The 26,809-nt window shown below is 38.7% G+C and carries 29 protein-coding genes; 22 read left to right on the forward strand and 7 right to left on the reverse strand.

Annotation, left to right across the window (positions count from 1 at the left end; translation table 11 throughout):
- Positions 1–377 precede the first annotated feature (377 nt).
- A complete protein-coding gene (locus tag ACUVXA_RS01530; protein WP_445869462.1) occupies positions 378–911 on the forward strand; it encodes a GTP-binding protein in 534 nt (177 codons plus the stop codon).
- Positions 912–990: 79 nt separating this feature from the next.
- On the opposite strand, the gene ACUVXA_RS01535 is transcribed toward ACUVXA_RS01530, so the two are convergent.
- Complete coding sequence (locus tag ACUVXA_RS01535; protein ID WP_445869463.1) at positions 991–1,194, reverse strand: hypothetical protein; 204 nt, start codon at positions 1,192–1,194, stop codon at positions 991–993.
- A gap of 135 nt (positions 1,195–1,329) precedes the next feature.
- Here ACUVXA_RS01535 and ACUVXA_RS01540 point away from each other — a divergent pair, with 135 nt between their 5' ends.
- The 6 genes from ACUVXA_RS01540 (at position 1,330) to ACUVXA_RS01565 (ending at position 5,590) form a co-directional block, all read left to right on the forward strand.
- Entirely contained in the window at positions 1,330–1,551 is a 222-nt protein-coding gene (locus ACUVXA_RS01540; RefSeq protein ID WP_445869464.1) for a hypothetical protein, read from the forward strand.
- Positions 1,503–1,916, forward strand: coding sequence for an AsnC family transcriptional regulator (locus ACUVXA_RS01545; RefSeq protein WP_445869465.1), 414 nt, complete (start codon positions 1,503–1,505; stop codon positions 1,914–1,916). The genes ACUVXA_RS01540 and ACUVXA_RS01545 overlap by 49 nt, the downstream gene beginning before the upstream one ends.
- Positions 1,917–2,281: 365 nt before the next feature.
- Positions 2,282–2,479 carry a hypothetical protein gene (locus tag ACUVXA_RS01550; protein ID WP_445869466.1) on the forward strand — a complete coding sequence of 66 codons (198 nt, stop codon included), beginning with the start codon at positions 2,282–2,284 and terminating at the stop codon, positions 2,477–2,479.
- 471 nt (positions 2,480–2,950) lie between these two features.
- Positions 2,951–3,289, forward strand: coding sequence for a hypothetical protein (locus ACUVXA_RS01555; RefSeq protein WP_445869467.1), 339 nt, complete (start codon positions 2,951–2,953; stop codon positions 3,287–3,289).
- 253 nt (positions 3,290–3,542) lie between these two features.
- Positions 3,543–4,481 (forward strand): DMT family transporter, encoded by a 939-nt coding sequence (locus tag ACUVXA_RS01560; protein WP_445869468.1) that lies wholly within the window; start codon positions 3,543–3,545, stop codon positions 4,479–4,481.
- 179 nt (positions 4,482–4,660) lie between these two features.
- Positions 4,661–5,590 carry a DMT family transporter gene (locus ACUVXA_RS01565; RefSeq protein WP_445869469.1) on the forward strand — a complete coding sequence of 310 codons (930 nt, stop codon included), beginning with the start codon at positions 4,661–4,663 and terminating at the stop codon, positions 5,588–5,590.
- A gap of 62 nt (positions 5,591–5,652) precedes the next feature.
- Here ACUVXA_RS01565 and ACUVXA_RS01570 read toward each other — a convergent pair whose 3' ends face one another.
- A complete protein-coding gene (locus ACUVXA_RS01570) occupies positions 5,653–6,912 on the reverse strand; it encodes a V4R domain-containing protein (RefSeq protein ID WP_445869470.1) in 1,260 nt (419 codons plus the stop codon).
- A 233-nt stretch (positions 6,913–7,145) separates the two neighbouring features.
- On the opposite strand from ACUVXA_RS01570, the gene ACUVXA_RS01575 reads away from it, so the two are divergent.
- From ACUVXA_RS01575 to ACUVXA_RS01590, 4 genes are all read left to right on the forward strand, one after another.
- Entirely contained in the window at positions 7,146–8,237 is a 1,092-nt protein-coding gene (locus ACUVXA_RS01575; RefSeq protein WP_445869471.1) for a zinc-dependent alcohol dehydrogenase, read from the forward strand.
- Between the two features lie 100 nt (positions 8,238–8,337).
- On the forward strand, positions 8,338–8,727 hold the full coding sequence (locus tag ACUVXA_RS01580; protein WP_445869472.1) for a hypothetical protein: 390 nt from the start codon (positions 8,338–8,340) through the stop codon (positions 8,725–8,727).
- Positions 8,728–8,983: 256 nt separating this feature from the next.
- A complete protein-coding gene (locus tag ACUVXA_RS01585) occupies positions 8,984–9,223 on the forward strand; it encodes a hypothetical protein (RefSeq protein ID WP_445869473.1) in 240 nt (79 codons plus the stop codon).
- Between the two features lie 239 nt (positions 9,224–9,462).
- Complete coding sequence (locus tag ACUVXA_RS01590; protein ID WP_445869474.1) at positions 9,463–9,912, forward strand: hypothetical protein; 450 nt, start codon at positions 9,463–9,465, stop codon at positions 9,910–9,912.
- Positions 9,913–10,015: 103 nt separating this feature from the next.
- Here ACUVXA_RS01590 and ACUVXA_RS01595 read toward each other — a convergent pair whose 3' ends face one another.
- Entirely contained in the window at positions 10,016–10,816 is an 801-nt protein-coding gene (locus ACUVXA_RS01595; protein WP_445869475.1) for an amidohydrolase family protein, read from the reverse strand.
- A gap of 216 nt (positions 10,817–11,032) precedes the next feature.
- Between ACUVXA_RS01595 and ACUVXA_RS01600 the strand changes: the two genes are divergently transcribed.
- The 7 genes from ACUVXA_RS01600 (at position 11,033) to ACUVXA_RS01630 (ending at position 18,890) form a co-directional block, all read left to right on the forward strand.
- Positions 11,033–11,914 carry a hypothetical protein gene (locus ACUVXA_RS01600; protein WP_445869476.1) on the forward strand — a complete coding sequence of 294 codons (882 nt, stop codon included), beginning with the start codon at positions 11,033–11,035 and terminating at the stop codon, positions 11,912–11,914.
- Between the two features lie 135 nt (positions 11,915–12,049).
- Complete coding sequence (locus ACUVXA_RS01605) at positions 12,050–12,490, forward strand: 4Fe-4S dicluster domain-containing protein (protein WP_445869477.1); 441 nt, start codon at positions 12,050–12,052, stop codon at positions 12,488–12,490.
- Between the two features lie 20 nt (positions 12,491–12,510).
- Positions 12,511–14,343 carry an aldehyde ferredoxin oxidoreductase family protein gene (locus tag ACUVXA_RS01610; RefSeq protein ID WP_445869478.1) on the forward strand — a complete coding sequence of 611 codons (1,833 nt, stop codon included), beginning with the start codon at positions 12,511–12,513 and terminating at the stop codon, positions 14,341–14,343.
- A gap of 111 nt (positions 14,344–14,454) precedes the next feature.
- Positions 14,455–14,973: an L-2-amino-thiazoline-4-carboxylic acid hydrolase gene (locus tag ACUVXA_RS01615; RefSeq protein ID WP_445869479.1), complete on the forward strand. Its 519-nt coding sequence runs from the start codon at positions 14,455–14,457 to the stop codon at positions 14,971–14,973.
- A gap of 199 nt (positions 14,974–15,172) precedes the next feature.
- The gene (locus ACUVXA_RS01620; RefSeq protein WP_445869480.1) at positions 15,173–15,307 is read left to right on the forward strand and encodes a hypothetical protein; all 135 of its coding nucleotides are present in this window, start codon (positions 15,173–15,175) and stop codon (positions 15,305–15,307) included.
- A 248-nt stretch (positions 15,308–15,555) separates the two neighbouring features.
- Positions 15,556–17,421, forward strand: coding sequence for a hypothetical protein (locus tag ACUVXA_RS01625; protein WP_445869481.1), 1,866 nt, complete (start codon positions 15,556–15,558; stop codon positions 17,419–17,421).
- Positions 17,418–18,890: a hypothetical protein gene (locus ACUVXA_RS01630; protein WP_445869482.1), complete on the forward strand. Its 1,473-nt coding sequence runs from the start codon at positions 17,418–17,420 to the stop codon at positions 18,888–18,890. The genes ACUVXA_RS01625 and ACUVXA_RS01630 overlap by 4 nt, the downstream gene beginning before the upstream one ends.
- Positions 18,891–18,896: 6 nt before the next feature.
- Here the strand turns inward: ACUVXA_RS01630 and ACUVXA_RS01635 are convergent, their stop codons facing one another.
- The gene (locus ACUVXA_RS01635; RefSeq protein ID WP_445869483.1) at positions 18,897–19,529 is read right to left on the reverse strand and encodes a hypothetical protein; all 633 of its coding nucleotides are present in this window, start codon (positions 19,527–19,529) and stop codon (positions 18,897–18,899) included.
- Positions 19,530–19,797: 268 nt separating this feature from the next.
- Here ACUVXA_RS01635 and ACUVXA_RS01640 point away from each other — a divergent pair, with 268 nt between their 5' ends.
- Positions 19,798–20,004, forward strand: a complete 207-nt coding sequence (locus ACUVXA_RS01640) for a hypothetical protein (protein WP_445869484.1) — start codon at positions 19,798–19,800, stop codon at positions 20,002–20,004.
- Between the two features lie 95 nt (positions 20,005–20,099).
- Here ACUVXA_RS01640 and amrS read toward each other — a convergent pair whose 3' ends face one another.
- A complete protein-coding gene (gene amrS / locus ACUVXA_RS01645) occupies positions 20,100–21,113 on the reverse strand; it encodes an AmmeMemoRadiSam system radical SAM enzyme (protein ID WP_445869485.1) in 1,014 nt (337 codons plus the stop codon).
- A gap of 185 nt (positions 21,114–21,298) precedes the next feature.
- Here amrS and ACUVXA_RS01650 point away from each other — a divergent pair, with 185 nt between their 5' ends.
- From ACUVXA_RS01650 to ACUVXA_RS01660, 3 genes are all read left to right on the forward strand, one after another.
- The gene (locus tag ACUVXA_RS01650; protein WP_445869486.1) at positions 21,299–22,723 is read left to right on the forward strand and encodes an acetate--CoA ligase family protein; all 1,425 of its coding nucleotides are present in this window, start codon (positions 21,299–21,301) and stop codon (positions 22,721–22,723) included.
- Between the two features lie 64 nt (positions 22,724–22,787).
- Positions 22,788–23,096 (forward strand): UxaA family hydrolase, encoded by a 309-nt coding sequence (locus ACUVXA_RS01655; protein WP_445869487.1) that lies wholly within the window; start codon positions 22,788–22,790, stop codon positions 23,094–23,096.
- Positions 23,093–24,253: a UxaA family hydrolase gene (locus ACUVXA_RS01660; protein ID WP_445869488.1), complete on the forward strand. Its 1,161-nt coding sequence runs from the start codon at positions 23,093–23,095 to the stop codon at positions 24,251–24,253. The genes ACUVXA_RS01655 and ACUVXA_RS01660 overlap by 4 nt, the downstream gene beginning before the upstream one ends.
- Positions 24,254–24,310: 57 nt before the next feature.
- On the opposite strand, the gene ACUVXA_RS01665 is transcribed toward ACUVXA_RS01660, so the two are convergent.
- Positions 24,311–25,543, reverse strand: a complete 1,233-nt coding sequence (locus ACUVXA_RS01665) for an acyl-CoA dehydrogenase family protein (protein WP_445869489.1) — start codon at positions 25,541–25,543, stop codon at positions 24,311–24,313.
- Between the two features lie 195 nt (positions 25,544–25,738).
- Positions 25,739–26,716 (reverse strand): 2-hydroxyacid dehydrogenase, encoded by a 978-nt coding sequence (locus ACUVXA_RS01670; protein ID WP_445869490.1) that lies wholly within the window; start codon positions 26,714–26,716, stop codon positions 25,739–25,741.
- Positions 26,717–26,809: the final 93 nt, after the last annotated feature.

Below are 26,809 nucleotides of genomic sequence, written 5' to 3' on the forward strand. Positions count from 1 at the left end.
AAATGTTCTCTCCTTTATAAACAAAACCAAATAAACCTAAGAAATACTGGTCCCTGGAGATTTTGATGGTCTTTCTTATGGTTATTATTGGATTTAAACACTCTATCTCCTTTTTATTTGTGTTTTTTATCCATCTCCGGCATCGTATATTTACTAATATTCTTACAAACAAAAAGAAGAAAGTAGCAAACCAGAATAATAATTAAACTTTTCGAACTAAAAGAAGCGCCACAAAACATAGAAGAAACCTATATTTACACCAGATGTGAAATAGTTAAATAACCAAAAAAATATTTTTATTAAGAAATGAGCAAAAAATAAAAATAACCAAACAAAGATTCTAATATAGTAGACAGAGCAAGAAGGAAGGAAAGCAGTTGGGATCACTAGGATTCGTATTCAAAATCGTAGTAGTCGGAGACGGAGCAGTAGGAAAAACATCCTTAATCAAACAGTGGACTGAGGGAACATTCCGAACAGACTATATTATGACTATAGGCTCAAACTTTGCTGTTAAGAGTTTGAGTATTGAGGATAAGCCGATTAAGTTGCAGATTTGGGATTTGGCGGGGCAGCCTCATTTTAGTGATGTGCGGGTTTTGTTTTATAAGGGTGCTATGGGTGCGATGTATGTTTTTGATGTGAGTCGTGCTGATAGTTTTGAGAATGTTGATAATTGGCATGGGGAGTTGTCGAATATTTGTGGTGATATTCCGAGTGTTTTGCTGGCGAATAAGGTTGACCTTAATGATCAGCGTAAGGTTACTAGGGAGATGGGTAACGCTTTGGCTAAGAAGTTGGGTGGTATTCCGTATTATGAGACTAGTGCTAAGACCGGGACTAGTGTGAATGAGGCTTTTGAGAGGATTGCTCAGATGGTTTTTGAGTGGGCTAAGAAGAAGCAGGGTTGATTTGATATTTTCTTTTGATGGTTTTTGCTTTTACATTTTTTGGGTTTGTGTTCGTTTTTAGGTTTTGGGTTATCTGTTTTTATTTGTTTTTGGTTTTTGGTTGTTGGTTTTCGGTTTTGGTTTTTCTGGTTGTTATTACGTATATTAGGAATAGTATGATGGCTATTGTGGCGGTGATCAGTGCTCTTATGATGCCTGTGTAGTCCCAGAAGTTTATTTGTATTTGTATTGGTATTGTTGTTAGAAGGAGAATGGGGTGTAGGTGGTTGTTTTTTGGTTTCATGTGTTTTTTCTCCTGTTTTTTGTTTGGGTTATTATTTTTTTGGTGTTGTTTGTAAAGGTTTTGATTTTATTTTTGGTGTTTTTGGGGGTTAATTTTATTTATGGTTGGTGGTATTGCGTTTTTTGAGGAATTGTTTTGGGCGAGTTTAAGAAGGTTCGGATTTTTCTTGGGTGTGAGCCTTTGCGGTTGGTTGATGATTTGGGTAGGCTTTCTTTGGAGGAGTTGTTTGGTCTTTTTTTTCCGGATATTGTTCCTGAGGTTGAGAGGCGTCTTCTTACCAATTTTTTGTTTATAAGTATCGGGGGGAGATGCCTGTTGTTGATGGGGTGGATGGTGATAGGTTTGGAGAGTTGGTGAGGATTGATGGTATTATGGGTGGGGGATTTTTGTCTAGTATTGTTTTATTGTTGAGGCAGTTGAGTCGGTATATGAGGTTTAGTGGGGAGGTTCTTTCCTCGGAGCAGTTTAGTCAGATTTTGCAGGATATGGTTTATGATTATCGGGTTAGGCTTGATGGGAAGGATTTGAGGATTTTGAACCGGTTGCGGGAGGATTTGTTTGTTACTCTTAATGAGGTTGCTGATGATACGGGTTTAAGTTTTACTACTGTTCAGCGTCGTAGGAAGATTCTTGAGGATCGGTGCCGCTTTGGGGTGTATGCTCGGCTGGATTATTCTAGGATGGGGGTTCTACTCTATGTAGAAATTCATAGAATTACATAGAGTTGGGGCTTCACAGTATCATGCGGCGGCCTCGCGAGTTCATCAGCCGCCCTCCACTCCGTCCCGGTCTAGACGTACCCACCCGCAATCGCTGGCTGGATGTCGCCGTTCCGCCGTCGTTTTGCGGGGAACATCTTCCATCTTCAGGCAGTTTAAGTTTCATTCGGGGCGCTCTTCTTAGGGTCTCAAGGTTTCACCCACATCTGAGCAAGCAAGCTAGGTTTATTTTTCGCCTATTTTAAACCCCGCTGTTTTTTTGGGGTTGGCGGTGTGGCTTTCTGTTTTAACCCTTTTTTTTGGCGGTTTCTGGGGAGGGGCGGTGGTATTATACGCTTCTTTCTCGGGAGGGAATTCGGCGGGCTGGGTTGAGTTCTTTTGTTTGTTTTGTTTGTTTCTATGCGGGTGTTTATCTTTTCCTTCCTGCTTCTTGTTGTAGCAGTGATTGGTCGCCAGGTCTCCGTTCTGTGGGGTTGACCAATTTTGGAGGAATGCTTCGCGTGCTGCACGATTTTAGCGATGTGGGTGCCACACACCTTTACACCTACTTAAATCTACGGATTTAAGAGCTGTTGTCTTCGGCTTTTATTCCCCTGTTTTTCTTCTATACTATTTTTCATAGACTTTTTCATAAATTTTAATAGCAATATTAGTGTCTTAGTGTCCGCACCTCTGAGCACTCTAATTAAAAATTGTTTAATTTTTAGGGTTATTTTTTAGTACAATTTTACATTGCAAACAAACCAGACTACTAACTGGGAAAGATTAGAAATTTTTCTTTCAGGTGAAATACGTTTTGGTAATGTTGTTCGCATTACTGTTTTTGTTTGATTTATCGATAGGTCTATAAGTTGCTCATAATATTTTTGTCTTGTATTGGTTGGTGGTTTTTTATGGCTCGGAAGCCGTTGGGTCTTGGGATTTTGTCGGTTTCTATTGTTTTTGTTTCGTTGGTGTTTTTGTTTTTTGGTTTTCGTCTTTTTGCTCTTTTTAAGCCTTCTTATAATCTTTTTTGGTCTTTTCAGGGGGTTCCTTTGATGTATTGGTTGTCTCTGGTGTTTATGTGTTCGGGTGTTTTTGGTTTGGTTTTGGGTTTGGGGTTGTGGGGTCTGAGGCGGTGGGCCTATCACTTGGCTTTGATTAGTTCTGTGGTGTTTTTGGGTTTTGGTGTGATTCTTATTGTGGAGGCGTTTAACATTTGGTTTTTAGTGGATGTTCTTACGGTTGAGGTTTTCAGTGTTACTTCTTTGCTTATTTTTGGGTTCACTGCGGGGGTGCTTTTGCCTTTGATGATTGTGGTGGGATTGGTTTCGATTGCTGTGGGGGTGGTTGTGTTAAGGTATCTTACGGGCGATGTGAAATACAACTTTTACTAATGGATTGGGATCATGATTTGTTTTTTGGATGGGATGGTAGTTTTATGACTGGTTTTTGTTTCCTGTTTTTTGAATTTTTTAATTTGGGCAAGTTTTTTGCGGTTCCTTTTTCCGAATAATTTAATTTTTTTTAATATTTTTCCTTATTTTTTTAGTAGAAATCCTTATATTTCCTAATTATATTATATTGAATCCGTACACGATATCTGTGAGCAGAGAAACTTGAAAATTACTTTGAAGGATGGTGTCGGCTTTGAAGACGGTTCAGAAGGAAATCAATGTTAGGATCGGTACTTCCAGTGATTTGAGGAAAGGTCAGCTTTTTATCATTCTTACCAGTGTGGCTTGGGGGTCCTCATTTGTTTTCATTAAGTGGGGAGTAGAGTTTCTTAATCCCTTTGTTTATTTGTTTTTCCGATTTCTAGTAGCTGCGGTTATTACTCTGCCTTTTCTTAGATTCATCGGGTCTGATGGATTTAAGGCGCTATTTTTGGATAAGCGGGTTATTCTGATAGGTTTGCTTAATACTGTGGCCTTTTTCTGTGAATTTGTAGGGATGAAGTATACTACGGCTGGGGTGTCCGCTCTGCTAACAAATATTAATGTGGTTTTTGTAGCCTCCTTGGCCTATTTTTATCTGGGCGAGGGAATGGGGAGGCGGAAAAATATTGCTCTAGCCGGTAGTGTTTTGGGTATTTTTCTGGTCGCAGTAAACGGGAATGTGGCGAATTTGCAGGGAGGCACATTTTTTGGAAATTCACTGATATTGATTTCAGGGATCTTGTGGGCATTCTACATAATTCTTTTAAAAATTGTTTTGGATGACAAGGCCAGAAGGTATGCTAATGTAAATTCTATGGAGCTCACTTATGCGGTAACCATTCTTACTTTGCTGTTTTCGCTGCCGCCTGCATTATTCTACGGGTTTTCTGACTTTTCGTTAATCTCGGATATTGCCACCGTTCCAGCTTTTATCGGCATATTATATATGGGAGTTGTCTGCACTATTCTTGCCTATTTCCTATACTTTGAGGGATTAAAGCGGGTGTCTGCTTCTGTTTCGGCACTGTATCTACTTTTACAGATTATGTTTGCGGTTGTTCTGGCTTTCTTACTTCTAGGAGAGGTTCCCACATTGTACACGGTTCTCGGAGGATTATTAATCGGTGCCTCTATATACTTGGTTTCATAAATTCAAAATCATTAATTGCTTAAAAGTGCACTTTTTAGTTTTAGTTTTAATTTTGTTTTTGTTGCAAAATGCTTATATTTTCTAATATTGTTGTGTGTAGTTCACTTGCTCCCCGTGGTTTTGGCTGAGCGATTTTTATTGTATTTTAGGTCGATTTTGTTTAGGGTCTGGTGTGGTCTTTGAAGACGGTTGTAAAGAAGGCTGGTTCTGAAATCAGTGATTTGAGAAAGGGTCAGCTTTACATTATTTTGACCAGTGTGGCTTGGGGGTCCTCATTTGTTTTCATTAAGTGGGGAGTGGACTTTCTTAATCCTTTTATCTTTTTGTTTTTCCGCTTTCTTTTTGCCGCCGTTATCACTTTGCCCTTTTTTAAGTTTATTAATTTTACCGGGTTCCGGGGTCTGATTTCGGATAAACGGGTTATTTTTATTGCGGCACTCAATGCTATCGCTTTTTTCTGTGAATTTGTGGGAATAGGGTACACCACTGCAGGTATTTCGGCTCTTTTAACCAATTTTAACGTGGTCATAGTGGCTTTTTTAGCCTTTTTTATTCTGAAGGAGGAAATGGGGAGGCGAAAAATCATTGCTCTGGCTACGAGTGTTTTGGGTGTTTTTCTGATTGCGGTAAATGGGGATATTGCGAATTTGTGGGGCGGCCAATTTTTTGGTAATCTATTGGTGCTAATTTCGGGAATTCTGTGGGCGGTTTACATTGTTTACTCCAAAGTGATTCTGGATAACAGAAGCCGAAAATACACTGAGATAAACGCGATGGATCTCAACTATGCGGTAATTGTCTTAACCATGATTTTTTCGATGCTGCCGGCTCTAATTTATGGTTCTTTGGACTTTTCACTGGTAGCAGGTGTTGCAACGATTCCCGCACTCATAGCAATTTTATACACTGGATTTGTGTGCACCACTCTGGCCTATTTTCTGTATTTTGAGGGATTGAAACATATCACAGCATCTACCACTGCTCTCTTTTTACTTTTACAGATGGTTTTTGCGGTTATTCTCGCTTTCTTACTTCTTGGAGAAATTCCTTCGGGCTTTACCGTGGTTGGTGGAATTTTGATAGGGGTCTCCATATACCTAGTTTCCTAAAATTAAACTCCTTTAATTTCTCTAGTATCAGACATGAAATATTCATTTTGGAGAGTTTCTTGTTAGATGTCATTAATTCTTTTTCTTTTTTTAGCAGGTTTAACTAGGAATTCGCAGTACTGGTCACCTTTTGCTAAACATTTTACTTCTTCGCATTCATACTCTTTTCCAGTATATTTCTCCACGGTGCCTGCTATTGTCCCCGCTATTGTGACTCCTGCGGGTTTACCGAGTTCCCTAAGTTGGCTGCATATTGGACTATCAAATATTCTAAATCTAAGTGATTCTTCTTCCGGGTCGAATTCCAGAAATTCAAAGTTTCCAAGCCCTCGAAGCACAAAAATCTTAAAAATATAGGTAATGACCTCTCTCAAGTCCGAGAGTTTGAACTCCTTTACTAAGGGGGAAATAAAGCTGGATCCTCTTTCTTTTTCCAGGGAGTAGACAAATTCGTAAATATTTTCATATCCGTATGTTCGGAAAAGGTTTCCTAGTAACCAGGAGAGGTAGTCTCCACCCAGTAAAACTATTCTGTTGCCCAGCAGGTTGATGTAACCATCCTTTATCATTTTTAATTGTACCTTAAAGGATTCGAAATCCTCAATTATACCTGTTCTAATAACCATTTTTTCAGGTGTTTTTTCATATGGGGCATACACGTCTATGTAGCGGAGTAATGGTGATTTTTTCACTCGCAGATATCTCTGAAATCTTCCATCGGTTTGCTTTATTTTGAAATCTATTACGAAATCGAATGCGTGTTCTAGGGTTTTTATGGTTTTATCATCAAGCATTCCCTTATCGAAAAGATAGATAGCGGATCCATACTGGGTTATGTGCATTCTATGTTTGTAAATCAGGTTTATGATTCTTGGTGTTTCGGCTCTTGCTAGGAAGATATTAGAAAAAAAGAAGACACCAAAAATTTGGTTTTTGAACCTCTCAATTTGAGGTATCAATCTTAATAGAAAGGCGTCAACCTGAACCAGATCTCTCGGTTCACTTATAAGCATCTTCTCTTTGGATTCGATTTCTCCGAACATTTGGGTAAAACCGTCTATTAGTAGTAAAAGGTCCTTTTTCTCGTATTGGCTATAATCCCATCGGAACCAGTCAAACCATTCCCTTATTCTTTCCGGCGGTAAATCTAGGTCGAAAATAAAACTAAAGTCTCCATGGGACAAGCGGTAATAAAGTATTTGAAGCGCTAAGATTTCTGCCATAGATCCAGTTTCAGTTAGAAATAAAATCGGTGCTCCTCTATAAAAACCACCACCTAAGAGAGTATCCAACTCACTAATTCCCGTAGTGATCATTTCCATTATACGAACCCCCTTGAAATTATCTCGCACATTACATTCACCCTCAATCTAATTGGTGATTGAGGGTCTTGAGATTTATTAATCATGTTAACATTTAATATAAGTTATTTTTTATATTTTAATTTAACTTAAAAAAATGAGGGATTAAGAAGGATTACAATGCAAAAAAATATAATGCTAATCTGTAACTAATTATTCTAATCTTTTTTTGAATAGGAATTGAGGTGGAACTGTTGAAAGCTCTTCTTTGGGATGGTAGACCCTTTCCCGAGGGATTCAGCATCAAGGATATTGAAAAGCCAATACCTAAAAGAGAGTGGATTTCCGTAAAAACTAAATTATGCGGCATATGTGGATCTGACATCGGAGTAATTAATGGAAGATTACCCCTTCTTGCTGACTTTTTGGTAAAACCCACAATTTTTGGTCACGAAGCGGTCGGAGTTATTGAAGAGATTAGTGACGGGGTAACAGGTTTTAAGGTGGGGGACAGGGTGGTTTGTGAAGGGTTGGGTGGATGCGTCGAGTTGGGTGAGGAACCTTGTAAGATGTGCCGGTTGGGTCGCTACAATCTATGCTTGAATATTGCTAAAGCGGGAAGTGGTGTGGGCGCTAGTCAAGCGAACGGTGGAGGCTTCGCTGAGTATTTTCTAGCACACAAATCGAAGGTTTATAAGGTTCCCGATAATATTACCGACGAAGAAGCAGTGCTAACAGAGCCATTGAGTGTCGCAGTTCATTCCTGTTTTATCGGCAACCCTCAAGGAAAAAGTGTAGCCATAATAGGTGCTGGCGCAATAGGTTTACAGCTTCTTCAGGTGTGTAGGGTGATGGGAGGAGAGCCAATCTTTGTTATTAGCAAGTACGAGTTTCAAGCTAAATTAGCGGAGGAGCTGGGTGCCCATAAAGTGTACTGTTTAGAAAGAAACCAGATTCCAGTCTTAGAGATTGCTCTAGAAACCGGGGAGGGAGTAGATCAGTGTTACGAAGCTGTGGGAAGCGAACAAACTCTTCAAGACGCTATCGCCCTAACTAGACGGGGAGGAGAAATTATATTCGTAGGAGTTATGGGGAAAGCTAACATAGATTTTATTATGTTTAGTGCAAAGGAACTTAAACTATATGGGACATGGTATTACGCATTTGAGCATCAGACCAATAAATCCTCATTCGAAATCGCACTGAAGCTATTGGGGGAAGGTAAGATTAAAAATAAACCTCTACTTACCAAAACTTACAAACTCGAACAGTGGAAAAAGGCTTTCGAAGCACAAATGAATAAGAAAAAGCACGAAACAACAAAAATTGCCATAAGATACGATTGAATTCTTCCTACTAATCCCGTTACTATTTTTTCCGAAAGGTAAATAAAAGGCAAGAACCAAACATGGCATAGATTACTATACTGTTGGAGATTTGAACTCGATGAGCAAAGATGAAAATGAGCCACCATTAGATTTTTTAGAAAAAATGGAGTCCAAGAAAAAGAAGGTGGAAAAATGGGAGGAAACACCAGAGAAACATAAGAAACGCCTTCTCATACTGATAAGGTCAGGAGTGTTTCATTTTCTCGATGAAGCGATAAGAGAACAAAAAAATCTGGGAATTACCGATGACGAAATAAGAGAAAATGTTTTTATAGGAATAGAGATGAGAAAACAAAAGATTCACGAACTTCATAATCCGAACCCCATTTTTGAACAAGCGGTTAAAGAGTATAACAAACTGGAAGAGAGACTAGAACAACTTTCACCCCAAGAAATACTGGAAGAAACAAAAGATATTATTCAGAGGTTAACTCCTCAAACAAAATGAAATCTATCTAGATTTATTAATGTGGCAATCAAGAAAAACGTAAGTATAATAAATGATTTTTTCAACATTTAATTTTCGTTTACATCTATAAGCGCCAAAAAGAGCAAGGTAAGATGTTCAGATTTCTTTGCGGTAACAATGTGAAAATAAATTTAAATTAGAGAAAATACAATATTTTATTACACAAAAATTTAATTTCAAAATTCTATCCGGAATTATTCAGTAGGGGGTAAGCACTTAACAGAAGGATACAGCAGTGGAAGAAATCCATAATAGAAAAAGAGTATCACGAATTTATCCCCGAGACGATGAAATTGTTGAACACAGTGGGGATATTATAGATGCACTTGAAAAACTAAAGAATGGTGAAATAGTTTTTGTCTGTTCCCGTAAATTATCAATACTAATAAGGAGATTTGGCGAAACCGCTTTTGTCAGACCTCTGAGGTGGAGAGGAAAATCAATTTTTCGGGTAGAGCCCGTTTCTGAAAATTAGCAATCATAGAAGAATTTTATCGAAAGACTGAAAATCTAAATGAAAAATAGAAAAATAATTTAAAAACATACTATTGAAAACTACTCTTTTATATTGTGTGAAAATGAGTAAAATTATGAGGAATTTATTTTCAATTCTATTAGTTTTGTAAATATCGTGTGTATTTGATTTATCATTATATTTAAAAAGATAGTTGCATATTTCGAATTATCTGTTTAGTGTTTACAGGAGGTTTTGGTTTGTCTGAGAAATATCTTAGTGCGCCTGATAATAAGGATATGGACTCCTTTAATGCGATGGTGGTCAATGTTGGTGAAGACTTGCAAGATGCCGCAAGAAGCGCTGCTGATTCAGTTAGTTCCCGTCTCAAAGTTGGAGACTTTAAGGGAGCCTCAGAATACGTTTTCGACATGGTGATTCAATCCATTATGATAAACCTGCGGGAGCCCCCCCGAAAGGCGATAGATATTCTTAAGAGTAAAAGTGATCAGTTTTCGCAGCTCTTGGAGAATCCGGTTTTTCAGGCGAGTGAAAAGCTATTGGAATCCTTTGAAAAAGGAGATAAGAAACAGTTTGCTGAGGCTATGCAAACAATAGAGGATTCAGTTATTGGAAAAACTTCCATAGATTTCAGATACGGTATATTAAAGGATTTGCACTGCGCCTTTTATAAATATAATAAACCATAAAAATTAGTAACCAAAAATATCTCAAAAAATTTTTAGGACACATAAATCTGAGATTTGTGCTTTTACTAAAGTTACTAATAAGTAACCAGTTAACAGTGGATTTCTAAGGATTGATTAATTTCAATATGTTTTGTCCCAGAATCAATTGTTTTTCCTCGTCACTTATTTCTAGGTTTCTTATTTTGTCAAGTTCGTCTCTGGGATCCCCGTACGGTATAAATGGCATGTCGCTGCCGAAAATGATGCGTTCACTGCCCAGCGCTTTAATAGCTATTATAACCTTTTTTGCCGGTCCACCAGATGTGTCCATATAAACGTTATCATATTTTTTCGCTAATTGGAGTGCTTCTTTCTCGTATGTTCCGCCTAGATGGGCTATGATTAGTTTCAACTTTGGGAACTGGTCAATAATTTCCTGATAGTAGAGGGGATTTGAACTGTCTGTGTCTCCTTGCCATATACGCCCGGAGTGAACGAGAATCGGAATCCTGAGTTTTTCCGCCTTCTCCCAGATGTGCATTGCCTGTTTGGGCCAGAAGTTTTGGTGCACTGCATGAAGTTTTAAACCCTTAAACCCGTATCTTATGTAATACTCAAGGATTTGATCCGCTTTTGGATCGTGGGGATTCACGCAGCAAAATCCAATAAATTGTTCCGGAAAATTATCGATAAGACTCTTTACAACTAATGTAATATAAGGAAAAAACGCCGATACAATCGCTCTGTTGATACCGTTATTAAACATTTTTTTCATAAGATAATATCCTAGTCTTTTTGTACCCAGTCCGCTTCTCATATATTTTAAAGCAAAATAAGCGAGAACACCTTCCAGATTTCCCACAAACCCAAGGCCCTTGGTGGCGGTTCTATTAAAATAAGGGTGAATGTGAGCATCTATTATCATGAAATCAACTCTCGAACCACTTTTACAAATAATTGGCAACTTGTGTTCTTAAATTTTTGTAAGTTATAAATTTAAGTATCTGAGTCTAATTTCATATTAAGGAAAAATCTTCAGGTGAGGGTTTTTTTAAGACTCTGAAATATGAAAAAATTTCAATAAAAATGTAAGTGAATTAAATTTTAAATATCATCAAAAACACGGTTTGCGGTGAGCTCTGTGAGTTATCCAGAATCTAAAAAAGTGAGGTTAAGCAAAGACGTTTTGCAGATTCTTTTTAAGCCTATAGGAAATAAGGCAGTTCAGAATCTAGTAAAGAGCTGGGGATTCGGTGTGGTGGGTGATTTAAAAAAGGATGAGATAGTTAACATTTTAGACGGAAAAGAATTAATTCTCCAAAAGTTTTTGGATCTATTGCTTCTTAATGATATGAACACGGTTTTTAAAGCTAATATCTGGGATGTTTACAATTATTCCAACTCCATTAAAGACATAACATTAAATGATTTGGAAAAAATTCTCAACCAGAGTTTGAAAAGCAATGAGGAAAAAGCATCTTTTAAGGTGTTCAAAATCGCCAAGGGTAAGGAATATTACATAGTATACTATTACGAAGAAGAGCCACTTTTAATGGAACTATGGGATTTCGATTACAAGGTTATAAACCCGGTGTCCCATGTAAGATGTATCCTAAATTTAGAAAAACAGACTCTGCTAATAGGCGGGGATTCAAAGAAAAAAGTGGAAGAATTCCTTAAAATTCTCCAAAGGGCATTGTCCACAAATTTCTCCCCAGTCACCATCCCTCCCTACGTCCTCCGTGAGGTAACGGAGAATGAAACCGTAGAAAAGGCAGCATTTGCATGTGACTTCCAAATAAGTGGAGTAAAAGGAATACAAAAAATCACCCTGGAAGGAGATAATGTCTTTGACGCCATTAAAGGTTTGAAAGCAAGACAGGAAATAGATTTCAGAAGAGTGGGACCAATAATAGAAGCTGAAACACCAAAAGTTTACCTCTCCACGGAGGGAAAAATAATTCTAAAAGACAAAAAAACTAAAGACAAAATATTAAAGAAGATAAAACAACCAAAGCAGTAGTAATCCCAGACCCCAGCCATTAAAGAATGCAACAAAAATTAATGAATTCCACCTCACAAATTTTTTGGTAGAAAAATTTTTCAAAGTCTCTTATCTTAGTTTAATCGGATTCAGTCACGAGAGAGGATTTTATAATTGAATCAAAAAACTCCCAAAATGATACTTAAAGTAATACCCGAAAAATGTGCGGGCTGCCATGTGTGTGAGCTAGTTTGTTCACTACACCACTTTAGTGTTAACAATCCCAAGAAATCGAGAATAAGGATACAGACCCTTTTTCCCGAACCCGGAGTGAACAAACCTGTTGTGTGTAGACAGTGTAAAAAACCCGCCTGTTTAGAGGCTTGTCTTGAAGGGGCGATTACCATTGAAGATGGAATAGTAAAACTAGACGAAGAAAAGTGCACCGGATGCGGAGCATGTGTCGAAGCTTGTCCCTTCGGATCTCTCTTTACACACCCAGACATTCCATATCCCTTAAAATGTGATCTTTGTGGAGGAGATCCTCAGTGTCTTCTGTGTCCCAAGGAAGCGATAAAACTTGTACCACGGGATAAAAGAGGAGTGGAGGAGTGATTTAGGTGAAAGGGGGTTACATGAACAGTATTTTAAGAATTGATTTGTCTCGGGATAAAATTTCTGAGGAGAGACCGGTTAATGAGTGGGCAATAAAATATATTGGTGGGAGAGGCTGGGGTGCCAGAAGGGTTTGGGAAGAGGTGGAAGTTGACATCAATCCTCTGGGTCCCGATAATCTACTCTTTTTCAGCTCAGGGCCGCTTACTGGTCTCCTAGTACCTTCCGCGGGGAAACTTTCTATAGTTTCTATTTCGCCAGCTACCAGAATCTACGCCGATAGCAGTGTGGGAGGGGCTTTTGGTGCGGAGCTCAAGCAGGCGGGTTACGATGCTATAGCCCTAAAGGGCATTTCCAAGAAACCGGTATACATTATGATTGATAACGGAGCTGTGGAAATCAGGGATGCAGGAGAATACTGGGGGGCAGGTGCACTTGTCACAGAAGAACGGTTAAAGAGGGATTTGGGAGACAATGGGATACATGTAATGGCTATAGGCCCTGCGGGAGAAAATTTGGTTAAGTTCGCCTGTATCACTTCGGACTACGGGAGGAACGCCGGGAGAACCGGGATGGGAGCGATAATGGGCTCCAAAAAGGTGAAGGCGATTGTGGTTAGGGGATTTAAGGATATACCCATCGCTAACGTGGACCAGTTCATGGAAATCGCCTATGATTCATACCGAAAGATTTCCGAGAACCAGTTCCTGGATATTTGGCAGAGACAGGGCACACTACAAGTTATTGAGTGGGCTAATGAGAGGGGTGTTTTGCCTACAAGAAACTTCCAAGAAACTCACTTTGAAGAGGCTGAAGAAATCGGCGGAGACAAAATGGAAGAGGTGAAAACCACAGATAGGGCGTGTTTCGCGTGCCCCATGACTTGTGGAAACTACTGTGTAATCCAGGACGGAGACACCAAGGTGGCGGTGGAGGGACCGGAATACGAGACCGCGGCGATGCTGGGATCAGTTTGTGGAATTAGGGACCTAAAGACGGTGATTAAAGCTAATAACCTCTGCGATGACCTGGGAATTGACACCATATCTTCAGGAAATCTGGTTGGCTTGTTAATGGAAGCGTACGAAAAAGGTATCATAACCAGAGAGGACACCGGTGGAATAGAACTAAAATTCGGGAATGGTGAAGCCCTGCTTAAGGTTCTGGAAATGATTGCGAGAAGAGAGGGAATAGGAGACATAGTTGCTGAAGGGGTAAAGGCGGTTATGGAAAAGTGGAAGGGAACGAAACCATTCGCTATGCAGATTAAGGGACTGGAACAGAGTGCGTATGACACTAGAGCTTCACCGGGAATGGCTCTTGCCTACGCCACTTGTGATGTGGGAGCACACCATTCCAGGGCATGGGTAATTGCCAAGGATTTGGAGATGCGTGACAAGTGGACCTCGGAAGATAGGGCGAAGTTGGTTATTTATCACCAGCACATAAGACCCCTTTTTGACTGTTTGGGAGTTTGTAGACTGGAGTGGATCGAATTGTCTATGGATGAGAACATCTATGCGGATTTTTACTCCGCAGTTACTGGTATTAAAACCGCTCTGAAGGAACTGCTGAAACGTTCAGAAGCTATTTACAACTTAACCCGGGCAATTAATGTGGTTAGAGGGATCACCCGGATGGATGATTATCCTCCGGAGAGAGTTTTCTGCGACCCGATACCAAGTGGATCTTTAAAAGGAAAGTTGCTTCAAAGGGATGAATATGATGAGCTTCTTGATACTTATTATCGGTTGCGGGGATGGAATAAGAAAGGAATCCCGACAAAGGAGACTTTGATCAGATTAGAACTTGAAGATGTTGCTCTCTCGCTGGAAAAATTAGGAAAACTTTAAGTTTTTAATTCTGGGTTAGATAACCAGTTAAAATAAATATAGTGAGATAAGTAAAATTATAAGCTGTATACCATTAGCCATTTTTAAATTAGTGTATTGGAGGTTTCTTCTTTGAGTGTTAATAAGGACGAGATCTTGGATATGATTGAGAAAGCTATTAGCTCTATACCTTATGAGAAGCAGCGGGAGCTGATTAATCGCGCCAATGCTCAGATGATGATTAGTGTGGTTAAAGCGGTGGTGGAAAAATTCGGAGAGGAAGGTTGGAAGGCCATAGAGAAAGGAATGAGGGATTTCGGGCAGATGCGGGCATTCTCTCTGAAGAAGAATCTAAATATCGATGTAAATAATGCCCGTGAACTGGGTAAGGTTCTGGATTTCGAAGACACCATGACTGGCGTTAAGGGAAGATGGGTGGAAATTGGAGAAAAAATAGCGGTGAAACACGAATTCGAATGCCCTATGATTAAGGTACTTAAAGACTTTCCAGAATACTGTACCAGACTAATGTATGCTATGGAAATAGGTACGCTAAAAACGTTAAACCCGAAAGTGAAAGAATTAAAAATAACAAAACTCTTAACCAAGGGTGATGACTGCTGTGAGGCTATAATCGAACTCGAAAAATAATCAGTGCTTTTAGAGTTTTCATCATGTTTCCAAGTTATTTGGTTCTAGTTTCAAACATTAATTATTTTAAAACAAGTCTTTATGCCAAACTTTTTTGGTTTAATTTCGGGGATATTTTAATTACTAGAATAATTAATATTTGGAGTGTAGTGTAAAAATCGAGGCTATTGAATAAAAGTTTAACTCTAGAGGCTTTTCTATGGCTCATTCGAAAAGGAAGTGGAGGAAAAAAACCAAAGGACTAAGATTTAAAATAGATTCAGAAGAAACAGATGAAGGTGAAATATTTGAATACTTGGAATTAGAAGAAATAGAAGAGGAATTCGATTTATAACAAATAAATAAGTATATTGAATTTAAGTAGCAATATAAAGCTAATATATTTTTACACAAAATATATGATTAAAAATTTTTTATAGAAATTATAAATTACTAAGCAGTTTGACTCCTTTAGTTTAAATATTTGAAAAACAATAAATTCTTATTGAGAATACTTTTTGTTGATAACAATAAACTTTTATGATTCAGTTATAATAGTTTATTTGAGAAAGCAAGTGAGAATTTTGTTTAAGGTGTATTATTTTGACAAACGGAGAAGCAGAGGACTTAACCAAGGATAAATCTTCCAAGAATGATGCTTTCGGAACTCTTGAAATTCTAGTAGGTGACGGCACAACCGGAATATCCATCTACACCGTAGGTGGCGGCAAAACCAATGATATTGATATGTCCACAGGTCTGGTTTTTGCACTTGAACAGGCTATTAGAGAGCATTCAGGAACCGCCAAGGACGTGTTTTTCGGTGGGATAAATTCTTCTGGTGGAATCGGCTGGTGTGTAAAAGATTTTGAAGTCGCAGGGCGGACTCGAGAGTTGTATATTGGGGCTGCACTAAGGCCTGGTTATTCCTATACTCTGGATATTGATACTCTGGAGCAGAAGAATAAAGGCAAACGAGAGTTCTTTATATTTCTTAAGGATTTCCTTTTGCCGAGTATAGTTAAACAGTTAAATACTACTATTCAGAAATTAGGAGAGGGGGGTGAAGAGGCAACCTTAGATACCTTATTGAGAACCGGTGTCTCTGCTTTTAAGCGTGGAGAGATAAACCAGGTTGTGAAATCTACTGATGATTTGGGTGATTCTTGGAGAGCTTTTTCTGAGGCATGCACTAAGGCAAGTAAGGAATATGGTACAATTCTTAGAGCTCTTTCTGTGGATAAGAAAGGATACGTTGAGAGTAAACGTATTTGTTCTGAAATGATTTCCGATTACTTGGAAGACTTGTACGAGGCCCAGAATGCTAAATTAGATGAAGCTGAGTGGAACATTCAGCGAATATTTGGTCCCTTTAAAAGTGGTATCGAAAAATCTTCTGACTCTGGTATTAAACATATCTCCCTCACGGCGGCGGAGGTCTTTTTGAATATTAATCCATCATGTCTACTTCTTCTCGGCGATCAAAAAAGTTATCTTAACATGTGGGATAAAGTGTTAAAAGAAAAGTTTAGGGTGTGGGGGTCAAAGAGGAAAGACTTCCTAATTAGAATGAGATATGGTCATAAATTCCTCAATAGTGTGGGTGCTAAATTTGAATCAATATCTGTTGATGAAATTTCCGAAAAAAGTAAAGATATACTAGATTTTCTTGCTGTGAGCATGGTGGATAAAATTGTTGAGGAATTCCCTTTAACTTCTCTAACTTATGATTTAAAAAATAAAACCACTCTGAAAAATGAAATGTTGGATATCATTCGAGAGGTTATTCCGGCAGTTGAACAAGATGTAATGGAGGAACTCTTCCAAAAGGTTAAAGATGAAATTTTTAATGTTGAGAAATTTACAAAAGATGTGTTTAGTAGGAAGAAAACTGAGACTATGAGAAAAAAGATGGATGAATGGACAAATAACCTACATAAAACTCTTCAAGAGAGACTATATAAGAGGAATCCCGTGTTTTCACTATTTCCAGAGCCTTTAGAACAATTCACAACAAAAATTGCAGATTTCATTAATGAGAAGGCAATAATCTGCCTTACGGATGATGTAGCTTCAGCTATACTGTTGGCCTTGAAGCATCTGGAATCAGAAATAAGCGACTCGGCTGCTGTTGTGTATCTTGGTTTTGTGAAAGAATTAGTTAAAGGCTTTGTGGGCAAAGAGTTGCAAGGAGTTTACCCCACTTTAGGATATCTTCTAAAAGAGGCCAAGGTTTTGGACAAATTAGATAACGCTTTTAAATTAATTCTAAAGGACACTGGATACGAGGATGTTAAGATTCTCGAAAATGTGGGTAACGAAATTAAGAAGGTGATTGAAAAAGGTGTGGCAGTAAGAAGCACTGTTGAAAAAGTTAGTGAAGCTAGATTAATTTTTCGAGAAGCAGTAAGAAGAATGCTATCGGGGAGAGGGGGGCTACATGGAATTCTTCTGGGTGATGAGCTTTGAAAATACCAATTCCGGCAGTTAAATTATTCCAAAACTATCAAAAAATCATCGGAGAAATCAATTACGCCTGGACCACCTTTAACCTAGTAGAAGCCCTGATTCGGGAAATGCAAAGCATGAATGTGATAAGTTGTAAGGGGCTGAAAAACGAAGTTACGAGAATTTATGATGAATTACTCAGCAAGCTAGGTTCTATCAAAAAATCTCAAGAAACTAAAGAATTAAAGAAAACTCTCTCCAGGCTTGAAAAACTGGAAAAGAAACTGGATGTTGAAAAAAATTCTTTCGATTCCCTTAATAAATTAAAAAAATATATTGAACAGAGAAAAAACTGGGTCTGGAAAAAGATCACAGGGGAGGAAGAAAAAAAGCCGAATTTTAATTTTAGCGAAACTATTGCAAATTTCAGACTAGTTCCCCAAATTAGTGCAATACTAGGTATGGGTCTTAAGGACGCGTTTGAAAGCATTTCTGACATATCTAGGAGTGAAAAAGAAATAATGGAAAAAATCATTGATTTTATAAAACAGGAAAAACCAGAAATCGAAGATCAGTTAAAGGAATTGGAGAAACAGCTAGAGATATTCCAGGAACTTGCCCAAAAAATGGATAAAATAGCTAAGAATCACAAAAGATTTGAAAAAATCCTTGAAACCCCGCATCCTCTCTTCCAAGAGGAAAAAATCATCCTCGAAGAAATTTGTGAGGAGTTCCCTATAGATCCTTTCTTTAGGAGTTCCGGTGAGCTGATGAAGACTTATATAGACTTGGCGTTTTGGGATAATGATATTCCCGCAGTTAAAAGATTGGTAAATGATTTCGTAAAACAGTCTTATGGAAATAAGGTGCCCTCAAAAGCGATGGTTGATAAACTTAAAGATGCTCTAAAGAAAAAAGATGAAGAATTCGATGTGGAAAACATTGCAAAGATGGTTTTAGAGGGATATATGGCCAGATTTAACCTATTTTGGCAAGTACAAATGATGAGTGTAGAATTATCACTACTTGCCCCCGAAGTTTGGAAGAAGTACCGAAAAATCAATAACCGAGTTAATGAATATGAGGCGATGAAGCTAGATATTAATAATATTGAAAAAGATCTTCCACAATTTGTTGTGGAGGACGGAATGCCGGTGATGGAACTGGGAACCATAAATAGAACATTTTTTGGAGAAGGAATAAAACCCATTTCTGAGTGTTTCGGGGATGAATTTTCTTTAAAATTTGTGGAGCAGAAAGAAGATAATGTCGAAGTAAAACTGGCTTTTCCTTGGCTTAAAAATTTAAGTCCCAGTTCCAAATATTTAAAGTCATGGATTAGAGCTTATACTTGGAAAGAGTATATGGAAGAAAATAAGGAAAAGTATGCTGCCTATCAAAAAATATTGGGATTGTATGGCTTGGGAGCAGAAGAGGAATTCAAGAGGTTTCTAGAATTTCTCAGAGAAGTCATTCATGAAGGAAAATGAGGTCTCTTATATCTTAAGCATCTTTCTTAGAATTTTTTCCAATTCTTTCCTATTCTTAATTCCAACAATTTCGCCAATTTTTTGTTTCCCATCTATGATGTAAATGGTGGGCAATTTTTTGATTTTCTTTTTGAAGGTTTCTTTTATTTTGCCTGTGAATCTCATTTTCACAATAGATTCTTTCTCACAAACCCGTAAATCGTCAATTGTTTCCATAAAGTCTTTTTCAAATCTGGTGCAATCCAATGTATTCGATATAAAAAATAGAAAGGTTAGTTTCCTTTGAATTTTCTCAAAACCAAGAAGATTATAAATGCACTCCCTACAGATGTCTTCTGGGTCAAATAGGCTCATAGCTAAATTGTATAATGCGCTAAAATTTTCTTCAAAAACCAATCTTCCTCTTACCTTAATTGGTAAACCCGTTGAACCACAACAAATAAGTCCAGAACTATCAGCGTAGACAATGTCGTGACACACATTCTCCTCATTAGTAGGTAAATCTATATCAAAATTTACCGGTATAATCAAGGCCAATGGATGAAGTTCATCACTACTCAGACAGAAATATTCTTTCTTGTCCCTAAATAAGCAAGGACAGATAGGAAAAATTCTTTTTCCTGTTATTTCCTCATCCATAGATTCAGCCTCATCATATTTCAGAGAATGATTAAAAAAACTGTTTTGTAATCTTCTAGGAGGGATTATATATAAAAAATTTCTGAGAAAACCCTTCCCCAAAGGCTAAGTGCACTTAACAATAAAAAATAAAGAATTTCCTGAATTTTTCACTAGCCTCCGGTGAAAAGTAAGAAATTTTATTAAAATAATAAGAAAACAAAAAACAAAAAACATAATTAGAATCCGAGACAAAATAGGTAATAATAAACTAGATGAGTGTGATAACTTGTCGGAAAAAGCAAGTGACCAACTAATAAAATTTCTAGCAAAAAAAGGCGACTACTACGTAGAACTAGCACAACAACATCTACATGATAATGAACCCAAAAAAGCAAAAGAACTGTTAGAGGGAGCAATTACCTTCTATGCAAAGGCAGGATTGAAAGATAAAATTGAAGAAACACGTAAAAAAATAGAACAAATAACCAAATAACTCCAAAAAATTTAGAAGTTTTTAGTCAATGAAGCTTAGATTCAGAATCTTTTTAATACTTTTAATCGAAAACTTTACCTGAAATTTGAAAAATATTACTTTAATCCAATACCATCTATTTCGGTTCCACATGCAGGGCATTTAGCATCCTCAATTTTATTTTCTAAAACATTGAAACCATATCTGCGAATCAGCAATTCTCCACACTTGTAACAATATGTATTACCGCCCTCAGTACCGGGTATGTTGCCCTCATAAACATATCTTAAGCCTTCTTTCAAGCCGATTTTCCTGGCCTTTCGCAGTGTTTCTACAGGTGTTGGGGGGGTTTTCATCAACTTGTAGGTAGGATAGAATGCCGTTACGTGCCAAGGCAGCTCTTCCCCCAAACTTTTAATGAACTTCGCTATTTGTCTCAGCTCCTTTTCCGAGTCATTTAAATCAGGGATTATGAGCGTTGTTATCTCGATCCAAATTCCCAATTTTTTATACAATCTGATAGATTCAAGCAGCGGCTCTAATTTAGCCCCACATATTTTACGATAGAACTCCTCTGTGAAGGCCTTTAAATCAATGTTCGCAGCATCCAAATAGGGAGCAATGGTTCTTAAAGGCTCTTCCCCAATATATCCATTTGTCACAAAAATGTTTTTCAATCCCTCTTTATTTGCAAGCTTTGCAGTATCATATGCATATTCGAAAAATATAGTTGGTTCAGTATATGTGTATGAGATACTCTGGCATTCATTTGCCAGGGCGTCTCTCACGATTTCCCTTGGACTAAAAGGTTCTCCCACTATTCGCCGCTTATCTCTTGGCATCTGAGAAATTTCATAATTTTGGCAGTGTTCACATCTAAAATTACATCCCACTGTAGCAATAGAGTAAGTATCTGTACCGGCAAGAAAGTGGTAGAGTGGCTTCTTCTCGATCGGATCTATATTTATGGAAACAAGCTTCCCATAAACTAAAGTGTGCAGGGTGCCTTCCTTATTTTCTCTAACTGCACAAATCCCCGTTTTTCCATCAGATATAACACATTCATGTCTACAAAGATAGCATTTAACCTTATTATCCTCCAGTTTTTGATAAAACATAGCCTCTCTCATATTAAACCCATCTGACTGTATTCTACATCTAGTTATATTATATTCTAATACCTAAAATGTTTTCGAATAATAATATGATTTATGCTACATTTTTTTTAAATTTTATGAACTAAAAATATGATGAGCGAAAAGTTAAATTCTATAATGTCTTTGTTCTGTGAAAGATTAGGGTAAAGGTGAGTTCTTTGCAGACGGATACGAGTTTTGAAGCTTTCTTTAGTCCGAAATCTGTGGCCATAATAGGTGCAAGTGAGAAACTCCGGTTCGGATACTTTGTAACCAAGAGTATTCTTGCCCGCACCGACATGAAAGTTTATCCGGTTCATATTCACGCAGACCAAATAATGGGGGTAAAGGCCTACAAATCCATAAATGACGTACCAGATAGTGTGGATTTAGCGATTTTTCTAGTCCCAAGCGAGGCTGCCCCCAATGCGATGAGAGAATGTGCTGAGAAGGGAGTAAAACACGTCATTGTTCTCTCCGCGGGTTTCGCCGAAGTAGACCAGGTAGGAGCACAGAGACAGCAGGAAATAGTGGAAATTGCAAATAAGAACGGAATACGTGTTATCGGTCCCAACTGTGTGGGGGTGACCAATCTCTCAAATCGGTTTACCACCGCTGAAATAGACATAAATAGTTTGAAGGAGGGTAATGTGGCTTTTATCGCCCAGTCTGGAATATTTGGAACTGTGATAATAGATTGGGCTGCTGCGAACGAATTTGGATTAAGCAAAGTCATAACTCTGGGAAACAAGTGTGACGTGGATGAAATAGACCTACTAAACTACTTGGAAAAAGACGAAGAAACAAAAGTTATCTGCCTATACCTTGAAGGAATTAAAGAGGGGAGGGGAAGAAAATTCATTGAGACCTTCGAACGTGTGACTAAGAAAAAACCAGTACTGGTTCTAAAGAGCGGAAGAACCGAAACGGGGGCCAGGGCGGTAAAGAGTCACACCGGGAGTCTTGCGGGTGATGATAGGATATTTGATGCGGTTCTCAAGCAGACCGGCGCCATAAGAGTGGACAGCGTGGAAGAACTGCTGGACTTCGCGAAAGTCTTAGCAACCCAGCCTCTTCCAGAAGTGGAGGGAGTTGCTATTATAACCAATTCCGGTTCCTTGGCTGCTATGACCTGCGATGAGCTGGAAAAGCAAGGCATGAAACTAGCGCAGTTTGAGTCCGAAACCATGGAAAAGATGAAAAAAGTTGCACCTTACTGGACCTCTATTAAAAACCCCGTAGACATTGGACCCGCCATGCTGCAAATTGGATCCCAGGTGCTTGAAGCGGTTCTCAAGGATAAAAATGTGGGATGCTTATTCATAATATCCTCACCGCCGGGAATGGTGGTCAAACCACACGGCATGGGATTAGATTTAGTGCCCTTCTACAAGGTCTACAAAAGAGTAATCGACAAACACCGAGAAAAAACAATAATAATTTCAAGCTTTGGGGACCACGATATAATTAAGGCTGCCAGGGAAGTATTCGAAAAATCAGGAATACCCTTAATTAATTCCGTTCAAAACGCAGCTAGAGCAATTACTACCCTCTACCGATACAAAAGATATTTGGAAAAGAATAATAAAAACCAAGAAAGTTAATAATTAGGATTAATAGTTCATGGATTTATTTGAAAAGCGAACTCATTATCTGGGAGAGATTAGTATGGTTAAGGAAGCACTTGTTATGGATCCGAGGGATAATGTGGCTACCGTTGTTGAGGACATTGAACCCGGAACAAATGTCCCGGTAAATGTTAGTGGGAAATTAAAGGAGATAAAGGTGAAACAGAAAATTCCTTTCGGGCATAAGTTTGCTATAATCAAAATATCAAAGGATGAGAAAGTAATTAAGTATGGTGAAGTCATCGGACTTGCTACCCAACCAATAGCGGAAGGAGATCACGTGCATATTCATAATGTGCATAGTGTTTACTCTTTAGAGCTAATAAAGGAGAGGAGGGAAAAGAAATGAGCTTCCAAGGCTTTAGAAGAGACGATGGAACTGTGGGAACGAGGAACCACGTACTAGTGGTTTCAACTGTAGTCTGCGCCAACCAAGTGGCAAGGGGGGTAGCTAACAGCGATGATAACGCACGCTATATTACACATCCAATGGGTTGTGGACATCTTGGTCTGGACTTTATGCGGGTATTGTTAACACTAGCCGGTTTTGGAAGAAATCCCAACGTTGCAGGAGCATTAGTGGTGGGATTAGGCTGCGAGAATATGCAAGCCAAACTGGTTGCCGATGAAATCTCCAAATCCAAGAAACCGGTACAACACATAATAATTCAGGAAGAAGGAGGAACCATTAAGGCAACAAAGAGAGGAATCGAAATTTTACAGGATTTACTCAAAGAAGCCTCCCAATCTGAAAGAGAAAAATGCGAACTCAGCGAGTTGCTTCTCGGCTTAGAGTGTGGTGGTTCTGATGCCACCTCGGGAATTGTGGGAAACCCGGCAGTGGGTGTAGCCGCAGACGCTATTGTTAAGTTGGGTGGAACAGTTATTCTGCCTGAAGCAACAGAGTGGATTGGTGCCGAACACTTGCTGGCAAAAAGGGCGGTAAACGGAGAGACTGGAAAGAAGATCTATGCTGCGGTAGATAAGTACATTTCAAAGGTTCTCTCTCTGGGTATAGATGTTAGGGGCACACAACCCACCCCGGGAAATATTGAGGGGGGAATAACAACTATCGAAGAAAAATCTCTGGGAACTATTTGCAAGGCCGGAAACTCACCTGTACAGGGTTTACTAGAATACGCGGAAAAACCTCCGGGCAAAGGATTGTATCTGATGGATGAACCGGGACTGGATGTTGAATCAATAACCGGTCTAGTAGCAGCGGGGTCGCAACTAATAACTTTTACCACGGGTTTGGGTACACCAGCCGGAAGTCCCATAGCTCCGGTAATCAAAGTGACCGGTAATCACCGTACCTTCAAGAATATGGAAGACAACATTGACATCGATGTGAGCACCATACTGGAGGGCAAAGAGACCCTGCAACAAGCAGGAGATAGAATTCTTAAAGAAATTGTGGAAGTAGCCTCTGGAAAATTAACTAAAGCCGAAAAACTAAAGAACAGAGAATTCGCCATCTACAGAGCTTGGCAATACATGGTCTAAAAAAAGATTTAACGAAAAAATAAAAAATTTTGGAAAAGATCGGATTGATTGAGCCGCCTACACCCCGATTTCTCTAAACAGTTCTCTCTGTGTGAGAAATTTCATAATTTCGGAGCTTCCGGCGCTTATTTGTCCAATTTTCACATCCCGGAAGTATCTCTCTATAGGATATTCTTTGGTATATCCTATCCCGCCCAATATCTGTAATGCCTCGGCGCAGATTTTCACTGCAGCATCGGCGGTGAGGAACTTGGCGATGGCTGCTTCCTTTGTAGCTCTGCGGTTTGCGTCGATCATTCTTGCCGCTCTGAGATCCAGTAGTCTTGCCGCCTCTAGGTGGGCATACATTTCTGCCAGTTTGAAGCTGACTCCTTCAAACTCTCTAATAGCCCTTCTGAACTGCATTCTTTCAGCTGCGTACTTTAAGGCAATTTCGAATGCAGATCTTGCTATTCCCATATACTGGCTTGTTGCGAAAACTCTCTCACCGTCTAAGCCACTCATCAGAATGTTGAACCCCTTGTTTTCCTCTCCAAGTAGACAGATTTCAGGAACCCAGCAATCATTAAATGCTAGATGGGAGTTTTTTGATCCTCTTCTTCCCATCAGTTCGTAGTCTTTCACAACCTCGTATCCCTTAGTATCGGTGGGAAATATGAATGCGCTTATTCCCTCATTGGGCTTAACATCGAGATTGGTTTTAACGTATAGTAAAAGGAAGTTTGCCTTACTTCCGTTTGTAATAAATCTTTTTTCTCCGTTGATTACATATCCGTCTCCGCTTTTCTTAGCGGTGCATCTCATTCCTCCCACAACGTCGCAGCCTGCTCCGGGCTCGGTCATGGCTATGGCACCCAGTTTTTCTCCGTGCATTATTGGTTTTAAGAATTTTTCATGCTGTTCCTTCTTTCCGAATTTTATGATGGGCATAGCGTAGAGGGCGGCCGAAGCTCCATAGGTTACTGCTGTGGAGTAGCTTATAGCTGTTAGTTCTTCTCCCATTATGGTGCGGTAGACTAGTCCCTTTCCGCCGCCTCCGATTTCCTGTGGGAAAGCTAGGCTGAAGTAACCTTCTTTCCCCATCTTTTTTAGTATTTCATGTATCAGTTCGAAGTTATCTTCTCGGTCTATTCTGTCTGCCACTGGTTCCACTTCTCTCTTTACAAATTTTCTGAATTCCTTTCGGAACTGGTTTTCTTCATCTGTGTATAGAAACAAGCTTCCCTCAAATGTGCTATAACCAAAATCTACGTTTAACTCTTCAAATGGTATGTGGCCTTCTTTGGGCATACTCATCACCTGTAAACCGTGAATTTTACATTTGTTCTTTTTATTTTAATCTAATTATTTAGTTGATTTTTTGCTTCCAGAAGATTGAAGATTTATAAAAAACTTGTTATCAATTCTTATAAGTTAGCGGTTACCTCTGGTAAAATTAAAGGTTTATTTATCCTTCTTTTTTAACAAGTTTTCGGTATATTTTTTTTATACTGCTTTAGGATTTATCTGGTACTTTGGTTCTTGTCCCCCTAATGCTTGTCCCAGATTTTGGGCAGCGGTTAGAAACATGTTCATTCGGTTTTCGGTCGTAGCGCTTCCCAGATGGGGTGTGAAGACCACATTTTTAAGTTTTAAAAGAGGTTCGTCAATGGAAACTGGTTCCTCCTCAAATACGTCTAAACCAGCGCCTTTGATTTTTTTGTTAACCAAAGCTTGATATAAAGCCCTTTGATCCAAGATTTGTCCCCGAGAAGTATTTATGATATAGGCTGTGGGCTTCATTTTTTCTAACTCTTTTTTCCCTATCATGTGCCTGGTTTGCGGAGTTAGCGGGGCATGCAATGATACAAAGTCAGATGAAGATAATAGCTCATCCAGAGAAACGTATCGTGCACCTAGTTCCTCTTCTTTTTTGTAGTCACGCTCAATATCATAGTAAATTATGTTCATTTCGAAACACTTTGCTCTCTTAGCCACTTCACTACCAATTCTTCCCAAGCCTACTATGCCAAGAGTTTTACCAGAAAGATCTGTCCCCAATTCAATTATTGGAATTGGTTCCTTCCATTCCCCGGATCTAACATAAATATCCGCCGAAGTAATGCCTCGAGAAAGAGTTAAAATTAGAGCAAAAGTGAGTTCTGCTACCGCCTTCTGCAGGATGGGGGTAAAGGCTACAGGAATTTTTTTCTTAGACGCAGCCTTAACATCGATGTTTTCAAAGCCGACACCAATAATGGATACCACCTCAAGTTTTTCTGCGGCATTAATGATGGCAGAGTCGATTACATTCAAGGGATTTACCAACAAACCATGAGTATCCCTAACTTCTTTCAAAAATTCCTCTCTGCTATCTGGAATATAGTTGTGATCTATTTCAATATTTGCAACACTCTTTACTACGTTCTTCAGAACCCCTAAAGCCATTTCGGGTACTGCACGAGTCACAAGAACTTTTTTCAAAAAAGAATCCTCCCGAAAACTAATTTTTGCTAATTTAAACTTCAGTATTTGAAAATGAGTTTTTGGGGGTAGGGATACCCTTATAGTGGAGAG

The organism is Candidatus Jordarchaeum sp., assembly GCF_052745115.1.